This window comes from Paenibacillus sp. N3.4, from assembly GCF_008017805.1.
In the GTDB taxonomy this organism is placed as follows: domain Bacteria; phylum Bacillota; class Bacilli; order Paenibacillales; family NBRC-103111; genus Paenibacillus_E.
Genome location: NZ_VRTT01000002.1, coordinates 190,556 through 209,190, shown reverse-complemented (window position 1 = coordinate 209,190; position 18,635 = coordinate 190,556). Strand labels below are relative to the sequence as shown.

Sequence of the window (18,635 nt, the reverse complement as noted above, 5' to 3'; positions counted from 1 at the left end):
GCGGAACGCATCACGACAGAGACTTCAATGCAAGTCTAAATATTCTTGCCGAAGGCAAAAGACTGCTTACTGTGTAGTCACACTACACGAACTGTCGGAACGACAGGGTTAGCTTGGTAAACTTCTCTTCGTTAGAAGAGACTACCCAAGAATCTCGTGACTTTAGTCATGAGAGGTTCATGGTTCCTATGTAGAGCGAATACTTGTTTTACCGGGAGCCTCCTATTCACCGAATGCAACAGCGGTTCGAGTTGATGCGGCAACAGGCGAGACGTTCTTCGTACCTTCAACACTATCAAGTGTGGACGGTAAATGGACGATGAGTATCAAAGACACCTATGGCGGACTTTACACGGTTATTAGTGCGGATAAATCCTTCGCAGATATGACGACCCATTGGGCTAAAGATGATGTTCAGAAGCTGGCTTCCAAAGGGATTATTACTGGTGTGAGTGGTCAGAAATTTGCGCCAGAAAGCGAAATAACACGTGCTGAATTTGCTGCTCTTTTAATTCGAGGACTAGGCGAGAGAGTGTCTGGGAAAGATCAGGATGTGAGTCCGTTTCTTGATGTGCGAAAGGAAGATTGGTTCGCAGGTGTAGTCGCCGCGGCAGCGAAGGCGGGCTTGATTCAAGGTTATGATGATGGGACATTTCATCCGGGAGAGCATGTTTCGCGAGAACAAATGGCTGCGATGATGAACAGATCGGTTCAGCGTGTAGGAAAAGCAATGGAAAGCGGTTCTCAAGATGCTGTGTTAACACCGTTCAAAGATCGTGATGCGATCGATGGGTGGGCAAAAGAATCTATGGCTGTTACACTGCAAAATGGCTTGATCCAAGGCGTTACGGACACTCTTTTAGATCCGCATGCCAATGCTACACGTGCTCAAGCTGCAGTTTCGCTCAAACGATTGCTAGTGTATATCCATTTTATCAATGACTAAGAACAAAGACTGTGTGAGAGTAGAAACTCTTTCACAGTCTTTCTTTGTGAAGCCATCGCGTAATCCCCCTCATTCCATTTATAAAGCGTGTTGATTAGGGTTATTTGGATTGCGGCGTAGCTCTTACCATTCGTCAACCTCCAGATAAAGACAAGCAAGAAGATAATAGGGGACAAGTGCCCATGCCAGAGCGCAGGTTATGGAACCGGAGAGAGTGCCAGATATTTTATTTAAAACTGGCGCTGGGTTCATGGCTTTTGATGCAGGCGAGAGTATAGTACGCTGATTGCTGAATGCTCCAGCATGAAACGTACTATTTCCGCGCAGAGCATCTGCCATATGGTACGAAAAGGAATTCCTCTGAATGATTCCATAAACCGTAATTCCCAATGTCATGCCGAGTTCTTTGACGAAGGGAATGGCAGTGCCTCTCTCCATCGTGAAAGCAATAGATATGAGCGCACCACCGCCGATTCCTTGCATCGCACGATAAATACTAACTTGCTCAAAACTTTGCCCACTATCGCATAAGATGGAACCCAGCAAAAAGGTGATGATTCCGAAATGAATCAATCGTTTTTGCTCACGCTTATCAGAGAGTTTACCGAAAATCGACATGCCTGCTACTAGAGAAGCCGTGTATGCGGATGTAATCCAAATGTATGTGTTGACGCCATCCAGCTTTGAAACGATGGTGTGATCCATCGAAGTCATGAGAAGAACAAAGAGAAGACTTGCTGGGAGGAAGCTGGTTTTTCCTTGTTTCGGTATCATGGACAAGTATCACTCCTTACATGTCTAAGGTTCATGACACTCATTGTACAGAGGCAGCCGCTACAGCTCCTCCGTCCAGAGACGTAAATTCTGAGGGACGGACGGATGAAATGTAAAAAGAGATCCTCCACGTAATTTCGAGTGAAGGATCTCTTCCTTATGTTCGCTATCCGGCATCCTTTGAAAGGGTGGTTTGAGCGAATTGACTATTGTATAGATCAGCATAGAAACCGTGCTCAGCAAGCAGTTGATCATGTGTGCCTTGTTCAATCACAGTTCCATGATTCATAACGAGAATAAGGTCGGCTTCTCGTATGGTGGAAAGGCGATGCGCAATAACGAAGCTGGTTCGATTCTGCATTAAATGGTTCATTGCTCGTTGGATGGACACTTCGGTACGTGTATCTACGCTGCTGGTTGCTTCATCGAGAATAAGAATCGCAGGATCCGCTAGGATAGCGCGAGCGATGGTCAAGAGCTGCTTTTGTCCATGTGAAAGGTTGGAAGCTTCTTCATTCAGCTTGGTTTCATAGCCTTCCGGCAAAGTGCGAATGAAATGATCGGCAAAGGCGGCGCGAGCGCATTCTCAATCTCTTCATCCGTTGCTCCTTCTCTGCCGTAAGCGATATTCTCGCGAATCGTTCCATTGAACAGCCACGTATCTTGCAAAACCATACCAAACAATCCGCGTAGATGGTCTCGGGTCATATGTCGTGAGTCAACACCATCAACGGAGATAGTACCACCCTTTAACTCATAAAACCGCATAAGCAGGTTGACGATGGTTGTTTTGCCCGCACCGGTCGGTCCCACGATGGCAACAGTTTGCCCAGGTTGAACGTGAATGTTCATATCTTCGATTAAAGGCGAATCAGTCTTATAGGAAAAGGAAACCTGATCGAAGATAACTTGGCCACGAACGTTCCTAACAGCTTCAGTTTTCTTATCCTCTTCTACCTCTTCCGGTTCATCCAAGAGCTCAAAAATGCGCTCAGCCGCCGCAATTGTTGATTGAATCACGTTAGCAATGTTGGCGACTTGAGTAATAGGCATTCCGAATTGTCCTGAGTATTGAATAAAGGCGAGGATATCCCCGATTTTGATGGCCCCATTCGTGACCATAATACCACCGATTACACTGACTAGCACGTAGCCGATATTGCCAATAAAGCTCATTAGCGGAAAAATCATCCCGGAGATGAATTGTGCTCTCCAACCAGAGTTGTACAACCGATCGTTGATTTCATTGAATTTGTCGATGGATTGCTGTTCACGTCCAAAAGCTTTGACTATCGTATGGCCTGTATACATTTCTTCCACATGGCCATTCAGTTCTCCAAGGGTTTGCTGCTGACCTTTGAAATACTTCTGAGAACGGGAAGCGATCATTTTCGTTCCCAAGATGCTGAGCGGAAGCGTAATAATGGTAGCTAGAGTCAGTAACGGACTGATCGTAAGCATCATGATGATGATGCCTAATAAAGTAACGATAGACGTGATGAGCTGAGTTAAACTTTGCTGTAGGGTCGAACTGATTGTATCTACATCATTCGTGGCGCGGCTCATCGTATCGCCGTTGCTCCGTGAATCGAAGAAGGAAAGCGGCACACGCGAAAGCTTTTCACTAATGGCTTTTCGCAGATTGAATACGATTTTTTGCGTAACACCAACCATAATCCACTGTTGGATATAGGTTAGCAGGGCGCTAAGCACGTACAGCGCAGCAAGGATCATGACGATTTGGAACAGCGCATCGAAATCGATTTTGGCGCCGGCAACACCTTTTAATTTGGCGACAGAGCCTTCATACAGCTTGGTTGTTGCATTACCCATTAATTTTGGTGCTAAAATACTGAAAATCGTGCTCAGAATAGCAGCGATGAATACAAAAATGAGGGAAACGCGAAATGGCAGCATAAATGTAATCAGTCTTTTCATTGTACCTTTGAAATCTTTTGCCTTTTGGACGGGCCTTCCCATGGCGCCCATACCGCCTCTGCCGAAATTGGCGGGTCCTGGACCCTGACCTTGCGCTTGGCCTGGACCTCCTCCGAGAGGTTTCTGATCTTTTGGTTTCTCACTCATGCAATTTCCTCCTCTGACAACTGAGAGGCCACAATTTCTTGATATACACGGCATGTTTGCATTAATTCGACATGAGTGCCGATACCTGCAATGCGTCCCTCTTCCAACACGATAATTTTGGCCGCATCGATGATGGTGCTTACGCGCTGCGCAACAATAATCATCGTGGCGTGTTGAGTTTCAGCTTTAAGCGCTGTCCGCAGCTTTGCATCAGTTTTGAAGTCAAGAGCGGAGAAGCTGTCGTCAAACACATAAATACTCGGTTTGCGTGCGAGGGCGCGAGCAATTGCCAAACGCTGCTTTTGCCCGCCGGATAAATTCGTTCCGCCTTGAGCGAGAATCGATTGATATCCATCTTTCAAATCGGCAATGAAATCAGCGGCTTGCGCTGTAGTGGCTGCGTGTTGAATTTCCTCATCCGTTGCCGTTTCATAACCAAATCGAATATTGTCGGCAACCGATCCGGAGAAGAGCGCAGCCTTCTGCGGCACGTAACCGATGCGTTCGCGGAGTTTTTCCAATTCCAGCGAGGGTAGAGGAATACCGTCTACGAGAATATGGCCTTCATTGACATCATAGAATCGCAGCAGCAAATTAATGAGAGTCGTTTTACCCGAACCTGTGCCTCCGATAATTGCCGTTACTTCACCCGGATCAGCTCGGAATGAAATATCTTGAAGAGCTGGCTGTTCAGCACCGGGATAATGAAATGAGACATGCTTGAACTCGAGTGCAGCGCGGGAGGTACTCAAAGATTGCGTCTTGTCGGCATTGTAGATATCACTCTTTAAAGCCAACACTTCATTAATACGAACGGCAGAAGCAGATGCTCGGGGAATCATCATGAAAATCATGGTCATCATGAACATCGAGAACATGATTTGCATCGCATATTGAATGAAAGCCATCAGATTTCCGATTTGCATTTGATTGTTGTCGATGCGAATGCCGCCATACCAAAGGATGACAACAACGCCAAGATTAAATATCAACATCATGATCGGCATCATCGTGGACATAATCATGTTCACTTTAATCGCAGTTTGGGTAAAATCGGAATTCGCTTTTTCAAATTTGCGTTTTTCATGCTCGGAACGATTGAAAGCTCGGATAACCCGGATACCGGTCAAATTTTCACGCAGTACGAGATTAATGGCATCAATCTTGATTTGCAATTTTTTAAACAGAGGCAGTCCTGTCCGCATGATAGCAATAATCGCGATGACGAGAATAGGGATAATCGCGATTAAGACAATAGCCAGATGGGAGTCTTTATAAGTGGCCATCAGGACGCCTCCAATAAGCATGGTAGGGGCGCCAATAAACATCCGCATCATGACAATCACTTGCTGCACTTGCGCGATATCATTCGTCGTTCTTGTAATCAGCGAGGACGTTCCGATTTTATCGAATTCGTTCAAGAGAAGCTTTCCACGTGGGTAAAAAGCTTGCGGCGTAAATCTCTGCCGAATCCTGTCGCTGTTCGCGCCAACAAGTAGCTTGCGAGAAGGACACATCCCATACCGCCTAAGGCGACGAGAAGCATATAAGCGCCATATCGCAAAATATAAGCGATGTCTCCTTTTACAACTCCGACATCGACGATGTCCGAAAGGAGAGTTGGCAGGTACAGTTGTGCCAAGGATTGCAGCAGCATTAAGGTAATGACAGCAATCACTGCAGCTCTGTACGGTTTCAAAAGTCGAAACAATTTGAACATGGTTTCCTCCTTCATGTGTTCCTTCAGGGAAATATCGTGTCCTTGTAGAACTGTCTTTAGCAGCAGCCAATTTATATGTAAATAATAGCACATGGCGGTTCTTTGATCCAAGTAAGTTTTATAATTATATATTGACTTATCGTGTCGAAAATGGGATAATTCTTTTAATTACATATGTACCTTTAAAAACAGTCCAGAGAGGCTGGCAAGGTAGTCGATGTGAAAGACGGGATATGCTGAACCGCGAGTTCAGTATATGGATAAGCATAGGGATGTGCGCATCCTCAGCTCCCGCTCTGTATCTTCATGCACTCGTAACTCCTTGCCAAAATAGGGCAAGGAGTTTTTTGGTTTGATTTCGGTGATGATGCTAACGACGCCAGTTTTGCAAAGGCAAAACTCTCAGGAGGCGAAAGAATGAACGAGACAGCGGAGCACAGTATTATGGATGAAATGGGAATTCGTAGAGCACTTACACGGATTGCCCACGAGATACTGGAAAAGAATAAAGGGGTAGAGACTTGCACCTTGATTGGGATTCGAACCCGAGGCATTTATTTAGCTAAAAGAGTGGCGGAGCGGATTTTAGAAATTGAGGGTGTACCCATTCCCGTAGGTGAAATTGATATTACTTCGTACCGCGATGATCGGATTAAAGTGAAATCCGTAGAGAATGTGCAAGAAGGCGGCAAACTGCAAATTCAAGACCGCAAAATCGTCCTTTTCGACGACGTGCTTTACACAGGACGTACAGTCAGAGCAGCTATGGATGCTTTGATCGATCTGGGTAGACCGCAGATGATTCAACTGGCTGTCCTCGTGGACAGAGGTCATCGGGAACTGCCAATTCGTCCGGATTATGTAGGCAAAAATGTACCCACCTCCAAAAGTGAAAGTATTGAGGTACTGTTAACAGAAATAGATGATAAAGATCAGGTCATCATACTTCAACAGAGGGGGAAACAGGAGTGAGCATGGTGAGTCTACAGGCAACGAAGCATTTTCTAGGGTTAAAAGGGGTAAGCGCGGGGGAAATCACAAGTATTCTTGATCGTGCGGCTTACTGGGAGCAGTACCCCAGCAAAGTGACGAATCAATGCAATGGGAAGTTCGTATCGAACTTGTTTTTCGAAAATAGTACAAGAACAAGATTCTCTTTCGAACTGGCGCAAAAGCGATTGGGCGCTGACGTATTGAACTTCTCTGCAGCAGAGTCCAGTGTCCAAAAAGGGGAATCCATCTATGATACTGTGCGTACGCTTGAGTCCATGGGCATTGATGCGGGTGTCATTCGGTTAAAACCAAACGGTGTGCTTGCCGAGCTTGCCGATAAAATTAAAATCCCGCTAATTAATGCAGGGGATGGCAACAATGAGCACCCTACGCAAGCCTTGCTGGATTTCTACACGATGCGCAAGCAATTTGGAGAAATAAAAGGATTAAATGTTTCGATTATTGGAGACATCTTGCACAGTCGCGTCGCTCGTTCGAATCTCTGGGGCCTGATCGCCTTGGGAGCGAAAGTGAAGTTTTGTGCACCGGAGAGTATGCAAGCGCCTGAACTGGCGGAATTTGCTCCATATGTGTCTATGGAAGAGGCGATTAAGGGCGATGTGGTCATGATGCTGCGGGTGCAGCTGGAACGTCATGATAAAGGAATTATTCGTTCTGCCGAGGAGTATCGTGAGCATTACGGGCTGACGGTAGAACGAGCCAGCCGCATGGCGCCTCACGCCATTATTATGCACCCGGCTCCTGTGAACCGTAATGTCGAGCTGGATGATGAACTGGTTGAACATGAGAAATCTAAAATCTTCACACAAATCGCTCATGGTGTGCCGATCCGTATGGCAGTCATTGAACGAGCTTTATCATAGAATGGGGGATGCTAAGTCAATGGGGATTTGGATACTGAACGGACTCATCGTAAATGCCAATAACGAGCAGACGAAGAAGCATATTTTTGTGGAAGGTGAAAAAATCGCCCAAGTAGTAGACGCTTCGGAGGGAGTGGCGCCACAAACAGAGGGACACGATGTGATTGACGCAGCAGGCAAGCTGGTTGCACCGGGCTTTATCGATATGCACGTTCATTTACGGGAGCCAGGTTTTGAACATAAAGAAAATATTGCGACTGGAACGCGTTCCGCCGCAAGAGGCGGTTTCACGACTATCGCTTGCATGCCCAATACAAGACCTGTTATTGATACGGTTGAAACAGTGAACTACATATTGGACAAAGCGAAAACCGAAGGTGTTGTGCGCGTGATTCCATATGGTACGATCACAAAAAACGAGCTTGGCCGTGAGTTGACGGATTTCGCAGCGCTGAAAGAAGCCGGCGTCATCGGCTACACGGATGACGGTGTCGGCGTGCAAAGCGCGCAAATGATGAAAGATGCGATGGCGTTAGCCGCATCCATCGGCATGCCGATCATCGCGCACTGCGAGGATGACACGCTTGTGGTCGCGCGCCGGTAAGCGAAGGCGAATTCGCGAAGAAGCACGGACTCAAAGGCATACCGAACGAATCCGAAGCGATTCATGTAGGCCGCGACGTGCTGCTGGCCGAAGCAACCGGGGTTCACTACCACGTGTGCCACGTGAGCACCGAGCAATCGGTTCGCTTGATCCGACATGCGAAGCAGTTCGGCATTAAAGTAACTGCAGAGGTATGTCCCCATCACCTCGTGCTTTCTGACGAAGACATTCCGGGGCTCGATGCCAACTGGAAGATGAATCCGCCGCTGCGCACGCCGCGCGATGTGCAAGCTGTTATAGAAGGTTTGGAAGACGGCACCATCGATATCATCGTCACGGATCATGCACCGCACAGTGAAGAGGAGAAAGCGAAGGGCATGATGCTTGCGCCATTCGGTATCCTTGGCTTCGAAACCGCCTTTTCCTTGCTTTATACGAAATTCGTTATAACCGGTCAATGGACACTAGGTTTCCTGGTAGATCGATTGACAAAGAAGCCTGCCGAAGTATTTGGTCTTCCTTATGGGACGCTCGAGGTAGGAAGTGCAGCGGATATTACGATTGTTGATTTGGAGACGGTACGCGAGGTCAAGAAGGAAGAGATCATATCGCGCAGCAAAAATACACCGTTTATCGGCTGGAACTTGCAAGGCTGGCCGGTCGTTACAATAGCCTCAGGCCAAGTGGTTTGGTCCTAAAATAGTCACTTAGATCTATACGGCGACGGAAAAATCGTGTATATTTATACAGAAAGATATATTTTTATGCAGTGATATACGTTTTGTATGTAAATTGTAGGCATGACATCTGCGATTCGTCCAGAATCGTTTGACAATAGCGAAGGAGTTGAAAGAACAATGCAAGCAAGATTATTGCTGGAAGACGGCACTCTTTTTACAGGGAAATCGTTCGGGAGTGAGGGTGAATCCGTCGGTGAGGTTGTATTCAATACAGGTATTACGGGTTATCAAGAGGTGCTTTCGGATCCTTCTTACTGCGGTCAAATCGTGACCATGACGTATCCATTGGTTGGAAATTATGGCGTGATTCGTGATGATTTCGAATCTGTACGTCCTTTCATTCATGGGTTTGTCGTTCGTGAGCATGAAGAAATTCCAAGCAACTGGAGAGCGCAATACACGCTTGGCAGTTTGCTCAAAGAATACGGCATCGTGGGCATTAGCGGCATCGATACCCGTATGCTGACTCGTAAAATCCGCCATTATGGGGTTATGAAAAGCTTGCTGACCACTTCAAACAAATCCATTGCTGAGCTCACTGAAATCCTGCGAGGCACTTCCCTCATGACGGATCAAGTCGCTCGTGTTTCCACAAAAAGTGTTTATGGCGCACCGGGTTACAAAGAGCGTATCGTGCTCGTAGACTACGGAGCAAAAAGCGGAATCATCCGCGATCTGAGCAAACGCGACTGCGATGTTGTCGTCGTTCCGCAAGATGCAACGGCTGAGCAAATCCTTCGCCTTGCTCCAGATGGCGTTCTGCTGTCTAACGGCCCTGGGGATCCTAAAGATGTTCCTCACGCGGTTGAAATGATTAAGGGCTTGCTTGGTGAAATCCCGCTCTTCGGCATTTGCTTAGGACATCAGCTGTTCGCACTCGCTTGCGGCGCAGATACAGATAAATTGAAATTCGGTCATCGCGGCGGCAACCATCCGGTGAAAGATTTGATTTCCGGACGCTGCTACATTACATCGCAAAACCATGGCTACACGGTTAAGGAAGAATCCGTAATCGGAACTGACCTTGAAGTGACACACATTAACAATAATGACCGTACGATCGAAGGCTTGAAACATAAGAAACACCCTGCCTTCTCCGTTCAATATCACCCAGAGGCAGCACCGGGTCCATTTGACTCCAGCTACTTGTTCGATGATTTCATTGCACTGATTCGCCAGCACAAAATTGACAACCCACAGCAGCCGCGCCAAGCGCAAATGCTTGCTCAGTGGAAAGCTTCCACGGCATCGACATCTGTGAAGGAGGAACTGCAATATGCCAAAAAATAATACACTCAAAAAGATCCTTGTGATTGGTTCCGGTCCGATTGTAATTGGTCAGGCGGCGGAATTTGACTATGCAGGCACGCAAGCTTGCCAAGCGCTAAAAGAAGAAGGTATGGAAGTTATCCTGATCAATAGCAACCCAGCTACGATTATGACGGATACGAACATGGCTGATAAAGTATATATCGAACCGATTACGCTTGAATTCGTTACACAAATTATTCGTCAAGAACGCCCGGATGGTTTGCTGCCAACGCTTGGCGGCCAAACGGGTCTTAATATGGCAGTAGAGCTTGCTCGCGCAGGCGTATTAGAAAGTGAGAACGTTAAGCTTCTAGGTACCCAATTGACAGCCATTGAGAAAGCGGAAGACCGTGATCTTTTCAGAGACTTGATGAGAGAATTGGAGCAGCCGGTACCGGATAGCGTTATCGTAACGACTGTTGCACAAGCTGTTGAGTTTGCGCAAGAAATTGGTTTCCCTATCATTATTCGTCCTGCCTACACACTAGGCGGAACAGGCGGCGGGATTTGTAACACGATGGAAGAATTGACGGAAATCGTGGCTTCCGGTATTCGTTACAGTCCGATTGGTCAATGTCTTGTTGAGAGAAGCATTGCTGGCATGAAAGAAGTTGAGTATGAAGTAATGCGTGATGCGAATGATAACTGTATCGTGGTATGCAACATGGAGAACTTCGATCCTGTAGGCGTACATACCGGCGATAGCATCGTTGTAGCACCAAGCCAAACCTTGTCGGACCGCGAGTACCAAATGCTGCGTTCGGCATCGCTCAAAATCATCCGCGCTTTGAACATCGAGGGTGGTTGTAACGTTCAGTATGCACTGGATCCGCACAGCTTCCAATACTATGTTATTGAAGTTAACCCGCGTGTAAGTCGTTCTTCAGCGCTTGCTTCCAAAGCAACAGGATACCCAATTGCCAAGATGGCTGCGAAAATTGCGATTGGTTATACGCTGGATGAATTGGTTAATCCGGTTACGGGTCAAACCTATGCATGCTTCGAGCCAGCATTGGATTACATCGTTTCCAAAATTCCACGCTGGCCGTTTGATAAATTTACAGCGGCAAACCGTAAGCTTGGCACGCAAATGAAAGCGACCGGCGAAGTCATGGCCATTGGCCGTACGTTCGAAGAGTCCATTCATAAAGCTGTTCGTTCTTTGGAAATCGGCGTACATCGTCTTTTCTTGAAAGAGACAGATTTATTGGATCAAGAAACATTGGAATACCGCTTGCAAAAGCCGGACGATGAGCGTTTATTCTTAATCGCAGAGGCTTATCGCAGAGGTTATACGGTGGAACAATTGCAAGAATTAACTAAGATCGACTGGTGGTTCCTGAACAAGCTGGACGGTTTAATTAAATATGAAAAAGAAATCGCAGCTAGCGAGTTAACCAATGAGCTGCTTTTTGAAACGAAACGCAAAGGCTTTACCGATCGTGCAATTGCCGAAATCCGCGCGCTTGCCGGTTGCTCCAGCTTTATCAAAGAAGCTGATGTGAGAACACACCGTTTGCAACAAAACATCAAGCCTGTTTACAAGATGGTAGATACGTGCGCAGCTGAGTTCGAAGCTTCCACACCTTACTACTATTCTACGTATGAGCAAGAAGATGAAGTGACCGAAACAACCAAAGAGAAAGTTGTTGTTTTGGGTTCTGGTCCGATTCGTATCGGACAAGGGATCGAGTTCGATTACTCCACGGTTCATGCGGTGTGGGCGATCCAAGCTGCCGGTTATGAAGCCGTTATTATCAACAATAACCCTGAGACTGTATCCACGGACTTTAACACGTCCGATCGTTTATACTTCGAGCCTTTGTTCTTCGAAGATGTGATGAACGTCATTGAGCGTGAAAATCCAATTGGGGTTATCGTTCAATTCGGTGGTCAAACTGCGATCAACTTAGCAGCGCCTTTACACAAAGCCGGCGTGCGCATTCTCGGTTCAGATCTGGAAAGTATCGATACAGCGGAAGATCGTAAGAAATTCGAAGCTTTGCTTAGCAAACTGGCGATTGCTCAACCACCAGGCGGAACGGTGACATCAGTAGATCAAGCGGTAGGAACAGCAGCGAAATTCGGTTATCCGGTTATTGTGCGCCCTTCCTATGTGCTAGGCGGACGCGCGATGGAAATTGTATACTCCGACGAAGAATTGCTTAGCTATATGGAATATGCAGTTAAAATTAACCCTGAGCATCCGGTTCTTATTGACCGCTACATGCTGGGGAAAGAGGTTGAGGTTGACGCCATTTGTGACCGGGAAACGGTTCTCATTCCGGGCATTATGGAGCACGTGGAACGCGCAGGGGTTCACTCTGGTGACTCTATCGCGGTTTACCCGCCACAATCCTTATCGGATGACATTAAACAACAAATTATCGATATCACAACAAAAATTGGCATTGAACTGAACGTAGTTGGCTTGGTGAACATCCAATTCGTTATTCATAACGACCAAGTGTATGTCATCGAGGTTAACCCGCGCTCTTCCAGAACGGTACCATTCTTAAGTAAAGTAACGAACATCCCGATGGCGAACGTGGCAACGCGCGTCATTATGGGGCAAAAGCTGACCGATATGGGTTACCACAGCGGATTATGGCCGGAAGACAAGTACGTTTCCGTCAAAGTGCCTGTGTTCTCCTTCGCAAAACTGCGCCGTGTGGATACAACGCTCGGACCTGAGATGAAATCGACGGGCGAAGTTATGGGGCGCGATATCAATTTCGCCAAAGCACTCTATAAAGGCTTAATCGGTGCAGGCATGAAAATTCCTTCAGCCGGATCTGTGGTTGTTACGGTTGCTGACAAGGATAAGGACGAAGCGATTGAGATTTTGAGAGGCTTCTACCGTCTTGGCTATAAAATTATTGCAACTGGAGGAACGGCGACGTCGATCGCTGAAGCAGGACTTCCTGTCACTACAGTGAATAAGCTTAGCGAAGGTTCACCGAATATATTGGATCTCATACGCAGCGGAGATGCACAATTTGTTGTGAACACGTTGACGAAAGGCAAGGCGCCTGAACGTGATGGTTTCCGTATTCGTCGTGAAGCTGTGGAAAATGGCGTCGTTTGTATGACTTCCTTGGATACCGTGAGAGCACTCGTCAACATGCTTGAATCAATCAACTTCTCCTCACGCGCAATGCCGGTTCATTCCTAGGATGGTGACCAAGATGAGCGCTATTTCAAAAGCAGATGCAGCTGGGCGTATCATGGTGGCTATGGATTACGCGAATGCAGAAAGTGCTGAAGGGCTGCTTAAGCAGCTCGAAGGTATCCCTTGTTATGTGAAGGTGGGCATGCAGCTGTTTTATGCTGCAGGTCCAGGCTTCGTAGCAAGCCTGAAGGATCGCGGCTATAAAGTTTTCCTCGATGTGAAGATGCATGACATTCCAAACACGGTCAAAGGGGGCGCGGAAAGCGTCACGCGCCTAGGTGTAGATGTGTTCAACGTCCATGCGGCCGGAGGCAAGCAGATGATGGAGGCAGCCTTGGAGGGAGTCGACAAGGCGCTCAAGCCAGGAGCTGGACGCCCGATGGTCATCGGCGTCACACAGCTAACCAGCACCAGCTTGCAGGTGCTGAATGACGAGATCGGCCTGACCGGATCGGTCGAGCAGGCCGTCATTCACTATGCCCGCTTGGCGCAAGCCGCGGGGCTTCAGGGTGTCGTTGCGTCACCGCTTGAGGTGACGCAGATTAAGGCGGCATGCGGCGACGGATTCGTCACCGTGACGCCGGGCATCCGCCCAGCGGGAGCCGATGTAGGCGACCAGTCGCGTATTATGACGCCGGCTGAGGCTTTCGCGCAGGGGACGGACTTCGTCGTGATTGGCCGTCCGATTACGGGAGCGGCAGATCCAAGAGCAGCCATTGAATCGATTATCGATGGCGTCATTAAGTCCTAACAACGGAAGGAACGGTGAAAGGTTCATGAGTCAGCTCGAAACGATTGCGCAGCATGTGGCTGCGTCCTTACTAGATATAGAGGCGGTATCGCTTCGTCCGCATCAACCTTTTACATGGACATCGGGTCTGAAATCGCCGATTTATTGCGATAATCGGTTAACGATGTCGCATCCGGCTATTCGCGAGGCCATTGCAGATGGCTTCGTGGCTCTGATTCAGCAGAAGTTTCCTGATGCTGAAGTCGTTGCAGGAACTGCAACTGCGGGTATTCCACACGCAGCATGGGTTGCTCAAAAGCTCGGATTGCCGATGATCTATATTCGCGATAAAGCAAAAGGGCACGGCAAAGAGAATCTGATCGAAGGATCTGTAAAGCCAGGCCAAAAAGTCATCGTTATAGAAGACTTGATCTCGACAGGCGGCAGCTCTTTGAAAGCGGCAGTCGCTGTTAAAGATGCGGGTGCTGTGGCTTTAGGCGTTCTTGCCATATTCTCCTACGAGCTTGATAAAGCGACGGAAGCTTTTCAAGCGGCTGGAATGCCGCTCCATACACTTTCCAACTATTCCACACTCCTTGAAGTTGCTCTAGAGAAAGGCAAAATCAAGCAAGAAGATATGGCTCTGCTGCAATCTTGGAGAGCAAACCCTGCAGGCTTTGGCCTGTAAGTTATCAGTTCCAAATGATCTGCAAACATTGACGTAGGATGAGGAACTATTTTATACTGAAATCGTGTTACGTATGGCCAAACATCTGCGAACAGGCAAATGGCGCGAAAGCGACAGACGCAAAGCTAAAGGGGCTAATCGGCATCAGCCGAATGCTTGCCAGCTACCGAACGGTGAGAGGAGGAGTGCTCGTTGAATATCAATGGTGTACTTACAGCCATGAATGGTGGAGACGCATTGAAGCAAGCTGTTGGCGTGCAGCTTTTAAGTAAAGTGAATGACTTGCAAACAGCTGCAGCCAGTACTTTGATGCAAGATTTTGCCAAATCCCAACAGCAGGTTACCGCTCCAGCGGCGCCGCATTTGGGCGGTAATATCGACATCCGCGTATAAGATTGAACAGGAAAGAAGCTCTACCTTTACGAAAAGGTGAGCTTCTTTTTGCTACCGTAAAAGAAGTAAAAGTTTTGATTCCCCAAAACGACTTTCTTATTGGTGATAAGCTCATTATTGAATGGCCTCGATAGAGCTTTTCTCAAAAACCTACTTACAGAGGAAAAATGGAGAGAACGGACGAGAACTTGAGGTGTAAAGCGGATTTTCCGCGTTACAGAGTGAGCTGAATCTGGAAGCGGCTCTGTAAGAAGGAAAAACCTACTTACAAAGGAAAAAAGGAGAGAACGGACGAGAATTTGAGGTGTAAAGCGGTTTTTCCGCGTTACAAATCCCCCTTATTTATTTAGGCTTAATGTAAGGCAGAGTTGGGAATTGCGATACTTGCCATGTTAAAATGGGGAAATAAGCATGATTCATTTTTCAAATAACCGTATTAGAAAGGGGTTCATCTACGATGATTGTTTATGAAAGAAATGATGCATTTATGATGATCACGCAGCATGACCATGCCAAAGTATCGGGAGATCTAATCACTGAATGGCGAGAGGATCTGTTCTTCCATACCAAACAAAACAATGAGCTTGTATATGCCGCATACCAACATGATAGAGGCTGGATTGGTTTAGATGATTCACCTTTTTGGAATGATGCGACCAATCGTCCCTACTCCTTTATCGATTTTCCATTGAAACCCCGATTTTTATTCTACACGTTAGGAATTGACGAAGTACAACGAACCAATAAATATTCGGCTTTATTGTGCAGCCTTTTATATACAACCTTGTTCGAACGAGTTAAGGATAAAGACGTAGAAGGATATCTCAACCAAGAGTATCATAGACAGAAAACACTAAAAGAGCTTTTAATCATCGATGAAGGGACCAATAGTCAACTTCAGACACACTTGAACATTCTTCTTATCTGTGACGAGCTATCCTTATTTATGTGCATGCAAGAACCAGGTACGCCAACGAAGGAATATAAATTTTTTTCGGATGGGTTACACTACTCGGCCGGTCGTGGCCTGATGAAAAAATAGTTGCTGAGTGGAAAGATAAACAACATATCGAACTCTCTTTTTTTCCTTTTCAAAAGAATGTGGAAATCTTATTGCCTTATCGTGAGGTTAAAAAAATAGATATCCAATCAGACGGCTTGTTGAAAGCGTTTCACCGAGCAGAACTGAAAACATATAAAGGCATATTTAAAGCGATGTAAGCCTGTTAGGTCACATCGTTACTTTTAGGGCTGGTTAATAATTCGATGAATGCCTCCAAAGGTTTCGACATCCACTTTTTGGGATGCTGTATCAGTTGAAGATCGAATCTTAATTGTGGATGCGTATAGGGTATTAGAGCAAGCTTGCCCATGTCCAATTCATTTTGGACGGCAATCCGAGGCAGCAAGGAGATCCCAAGTCCGTTCATAACACAGTGCTTAATCGTTTCTAAATTGCCAAGCTCGAAGCCAACACGAAAAGGAACCTTATTGTCTTTCCAAAGTTTTTCGATCATGCCTCGATAGATGCAGCTTTCCTCCGTGACAATAAATTCGGCATCATAGAAATCCGACATGTCAAGTGTATCTGCTTGCGCAAGCGGATGATGGATGTGACCTACTAAAACGAGTGGCTCTTCTCTGATTTGGGTACAGGTTAGCAGGCTGTCGGCAGGAAAACGATCAAGCATGAGGCCAATATCATAGTCGCCTTCGCGTACTTTAGTAAGCAAATCCGCTTCATTATCAGAAAGCAGCTGGATATTTAGTTTGGGATAAAGCTGCCTCAACTGCTGTAGATAAGGCGGTAAATAATAAGCGGCCAGTGAATCAATCGTACCTATGGTCAGTGTGCCGCTCACCTCACTAGCGATCATTTCTTTGGATTGATCATAGAGGCTTAGCATCTGCAGGACAAGTTTAAGCAAGCTTTCGCCTGGGGGTGTTAGACGGAGCTGTCGGCCATATCTTTCGAATAAAGGAACGCCATATTCTTTCTCCAGTTTTTGAATCTGCATGGTGATGCTCGATTGGGCATAGCCCAATTCTTCGGCAGCGCGTGTGAAGCTCTTTCTGCGAGCCACTTCTCGAAAAGTTCGGAAATAGGTTAAGTCCATCGGATACTACCCCTTACTATCAAAAATTTTGATGACGCCTATCATTTATTATAGCTAACTATGATACAAAGTTCTATGTTAATGTGAAGGTATACTCAAATATGGCAAGGAGAGGGTCCAATGTTAACTTCAAAAGAATTGCATGGCGTATATGTCCCCATTATTACACCGTTCGATCGGGAATACGAGGTGGATGCCGCCTCTTTTTATAACCAAGCTTACCGTTTATTGCAAAATGAAATCGATGGATTGATTGTTAATGGAACGACTGGGGAGTCGCCCACGATTACAGGTGAGGAATTAGGGATATTGTTTGCCGCGGCGCAAGAAGCTCGTCATGCGGCAAAGGCGCAGCATGTTCCTCTCGTCGTCGGCACAGGTACGAATGACACATTTGGGACAGTAAAAAAGACGGAAGCAGCAGGTCAGTTAGGCGCTGATGCTGTGCTTGTTGTTGTCCCGTATTACAATAAACCGAGTCAGCAAGGAATTATTGCTCATTTTGAGCGTGTAGCCAGCGTAGGGGTGCCTGTAATTTTGTATGAAATTCCTCATCGAACAGGTGTAAGTTTGGAGTTGGATACCGTAAGGACGATACTCGACATGGATGGCGTTATCGGTATGAAGGATAGTACACCTAACATTCAATTAGTATCAGAGCTTACTTGCCTAGGCTCCAAACCGGTGCTTTGTGGGGAAGATTCCTTGTTGTTTGAAGCGCTATGCTCAGGTGCAAAAGGGTTCATGAGTGCTTCAGCAAACGTGGAGACCGCACGCTTTGTAGCCTTTTACCACAGTCTTATCGCAGGGCATCGCGAGCTGGGCAGAGAGCAGTTCGAGGCATTGCTCCCTTTGATCCGATTGCTTTTCCAAGAGCCTAATCCTGCGCCGCTCAAATGGTTGCTGGAACAGCAGGGTGTTATCGCTTCAGACACGCTTCGGCTGCCACTGTTGTCGATCACAGAAGCATTGCAAGAAAAGTTAGGCAGTTATTTGTAAAAGGAAGCAGAAGGAAGGTTTGCAATGAATCGAACACGTGTATTCACTGGCTCACCTTGGGAGCCTTTGGTAGGCTATTGCCGCGCCATACGTATAGAAAATCGAATCGAAGTTGCAGGGACGACAGCAATGAAAGACGGGGAGGTCGTGGGTGTTGGGGATGTTTATGAACAAACGAGATTTATCCTCCAAACGATTGAAAAGGCGCTGCAGGAATTAGGTGCACAGATGTCGGATGTGGTACGAACCCGTATGTTCGTGACGGATATTTCAGATTGGCAAGAAATTGGCCGAGCGCACGGCGAGTTTTTTCGCGATGTGCAGCCGGTGGCCACGATGGTTGAAGTCAAAGCGCTGATTGATCCTTTATTAAGGATAGAGATTGAAGTTGAAGCTGTTGTTCAGAGTCAGCTTAGATAAGTCAGAATTGTTAACTTGCTGTTGTTTATAACAAAACGCTTCTCTCTTGCTCGCAGCCA

Annotated in this window: 13 protein-coding genes, 3 pseudogenes and 1 riboswitch; of the genes and pseudogenes, 12 read left to right on the top strand and 4 right to left on the bottom strand. The window is 46.8% G+C overall.

The annotated features are described in order from the left end of the window. The first annotated feature begins 319 nt into the window (after positions 1–319). A complete protein-coding gene (locus FU659_RS02795) occupies positions 320–946 on the top strand; it encodes an S-layer homology domain-containing protein (protein WP_147946132.1) in 627 nt (208 codons plus the stop codon). Positions 947–1,069: 123 nt separating this feature from the next. On the opposite strand, the gene FU659_RS02790 is transcribed toward FU659_RS02795, so the two are convergent. From FU659_RS02790 to FU659_RS02780, 3 genes and pseudogenes are all read right to left on the bottom strand, one after another. After that, positions 1,070–1,720, bottom strand: a complete 651-nt coding sequence (locus FU659_RS02790) for an MFS transporter (RefSeq protein WP_147946131.1) — start codon at positions 1,718–1,720, stop codon at positions 1,070–1,072. 166 nt (positions 1,721–1,886) lie between these two features. Further along, positions 1,887–3,805, bottom strand: a pseudogene (locus FU659_RS02785) (ABC transporter ATP-binding protein). Further along, positions 3,802–5,525: pseudogene (locus FU659_RS02780) on the bottom strand (ABC transporter ATP-binding protein). Before FU659_RS02780 ends, FU659_RS02785 begins: the two co-directional pseudogenes overlap by 4 nt. Positions 5,526–5,942: 417 nt before the next feature. Here FU659_RS02780 and pyrR point away from each other — a divergent pair. The 9 genes and pseudogenes from pyrR (at position 5,943) to FU659_RS02735 (ending at position 16,082) form a co-directional block, all read left to right on the top strand. After that, positions 5,943–6,497, top strand: coding sequence for a bifunctional pyr operon transcriptional regulator/uracil phosphoribosyltransferase PyrR (gene pyrR / locus FU659_RS02775; RefSeq protein ID WP_147946130.1), 555 nt, complete (start codon positions 5,943–5,945; stop codon positions 6,495–6,497). A 2-nt stretch (positions 6,498–6,499) separates the two neighbouring features. After that, on the top strand, positions 6,500–7,402 hold the full coding sequence (locus FU659_RS02770; protein WP_187273859.1) for an aspartate carbamoyltransferase catalytic subunit: 903 nt from the start codon (positions 6,500–6,502) through the stop codon (positions 7,400–7,402). Positions 7,403–7,421: 19 nt separating this feature from the next. Continuing rightward, positions 7,422–8,704, top strand: a pseudogene (locus tag FU659_RS02765) (dihydroorotase). Between the two features lie 159 nt (positions 8,705–8,863). Next, complete coding sequence (gene carA, locus FU659_RS02760) at positions 8,864–10,036, top strand: glutamine-hydrolyzing carbamoyl-phosphate synthase small subunit (RefSeq protein ID WP_147946128.1); 1,173 nt, start codon at positions 8,864–8,866, stop codon at positions 10,034–10,036. Beyond that, a complete protein-coding gene (gene carB / locus FU659_RS02755) occupies positions 10,023–13,232 on the top strand; it encodes a carbamoyl-phosphate synthase large subunit (RefSeq protein WP_147946127.1) in 3,210 nt (1,069 codons plus the stop codon). The genes carA and carB overlap by 14 nt, the downstream gene beginning before the upstream one ends. 13 nt (positions 13,233–13,245) lie before the next feature. Beyond that, positions 13,246–13,980 carry an orotidine-5'-phosphate decarboxylase gene (gene pyrF / locus FU659_RS02750; RefSeq protein ID WP_147946126.1) on the top strand — a complete coding sequence of 245 codons (735 nt, stop codon included), beginning with the start codon at positions 13,246–13,248 and terminating at the stop codon, positions 13,978–13,980. A 25-nt stretch (positions 13,981–14,005) separates the two neighbouring features. Beyond that, the gene (pyrE, locus tag FU659_RS02745; RefSeq protein ID WP_147946125.1) at positions 14,006–14,647 is read left to right on the top strand and encodes an orotate phosphoribosyltransferase; all 642 of its coding nucleotides are present in this window, start codon (positions 14,006–14,008) and stop codon (positions 14,645–14,647) included. 84 nt (positions 14,648–14,731) lie between these two features. Then, positions 14,732–14,818: riboswitch (cyclic di-GMP riboswitch) on the top strand. 21 nt (positions 14,819–14,839) lie between these two features. Next, on the top strand, positions 14,840–15,040 hold the full coding sequence (locus FU659_RS02740; protein ID WP_147946124.1) for a putative motility protein: 201 nt from the start codon (positions 14,840–14,842) through the stop codon (positions 15,038–15,040). 457 nt (positions 15,041–15,497) lie between these two features. Then, positions 15,498–16,082 carry a DUF3891 family protein gene (locus tag FU659_RS02735; protein ID WP_147946123.1) on the top strand — a complete coding sequence of 195 codons (585 nt, stop codon included), beginning with the start codon at positions 15,498–15,500 and terminating at the stop codon, positions 16,080–16,082. A gap of 184 nt (positions 16,083–16,266) precedes the next feature. Here FU659_RS02735 and FU659_RS02730 read toward each other — a convergent pair whose 3' ends face one another. After that, positions 16,267–17,157 carry a LysR family transcriptional regulator gene (locus FU659_RS02730; protein WP_147946122.1) on the bottom strand — a complete coding sequence of 297 codons (891 nt, stop codon included), beginning with the start codon at positions 17,155–17,157 and terminating at the stop codon, positions 16,267–16,269. A 120-nt stretch (positions 17,158–17,277) separates the two neighbouring features. On the opposite strand from FU659_RS02730, the gene dapA reads away from it, so the two are divergent. Both dapA and FU659_RS02720 read left to right on the top strand, forming a co-directional pair. Continuing rightward, positions 17,278–18,156 carry a 4-hydroxy-tetrahydrodipicolinate synthase gene (gene dapA, locus FU659_RS02725; protein ID WP_147946121.1) on the top strand — a complete coding sequence of 293 codons (879 nt, stop codon included), beginning with the start codon at positions 17,278–17,280 and terminating at the stop codon, positions 18,154–18,156. 24 nt (positions 18,157–18,180) lie between these two features. Continuing rightward, complete coding sequence (locus FU659_RS02720; protein WP_147946120.1) at positions 18,181–18,576, top strand: RidA family protein; 396 nt, start codon at positions 18,181–18,183, stop codon at positions 18,574–18,576. Positions 18,577–18,635 lie beyond the last annotated feature (59 nt).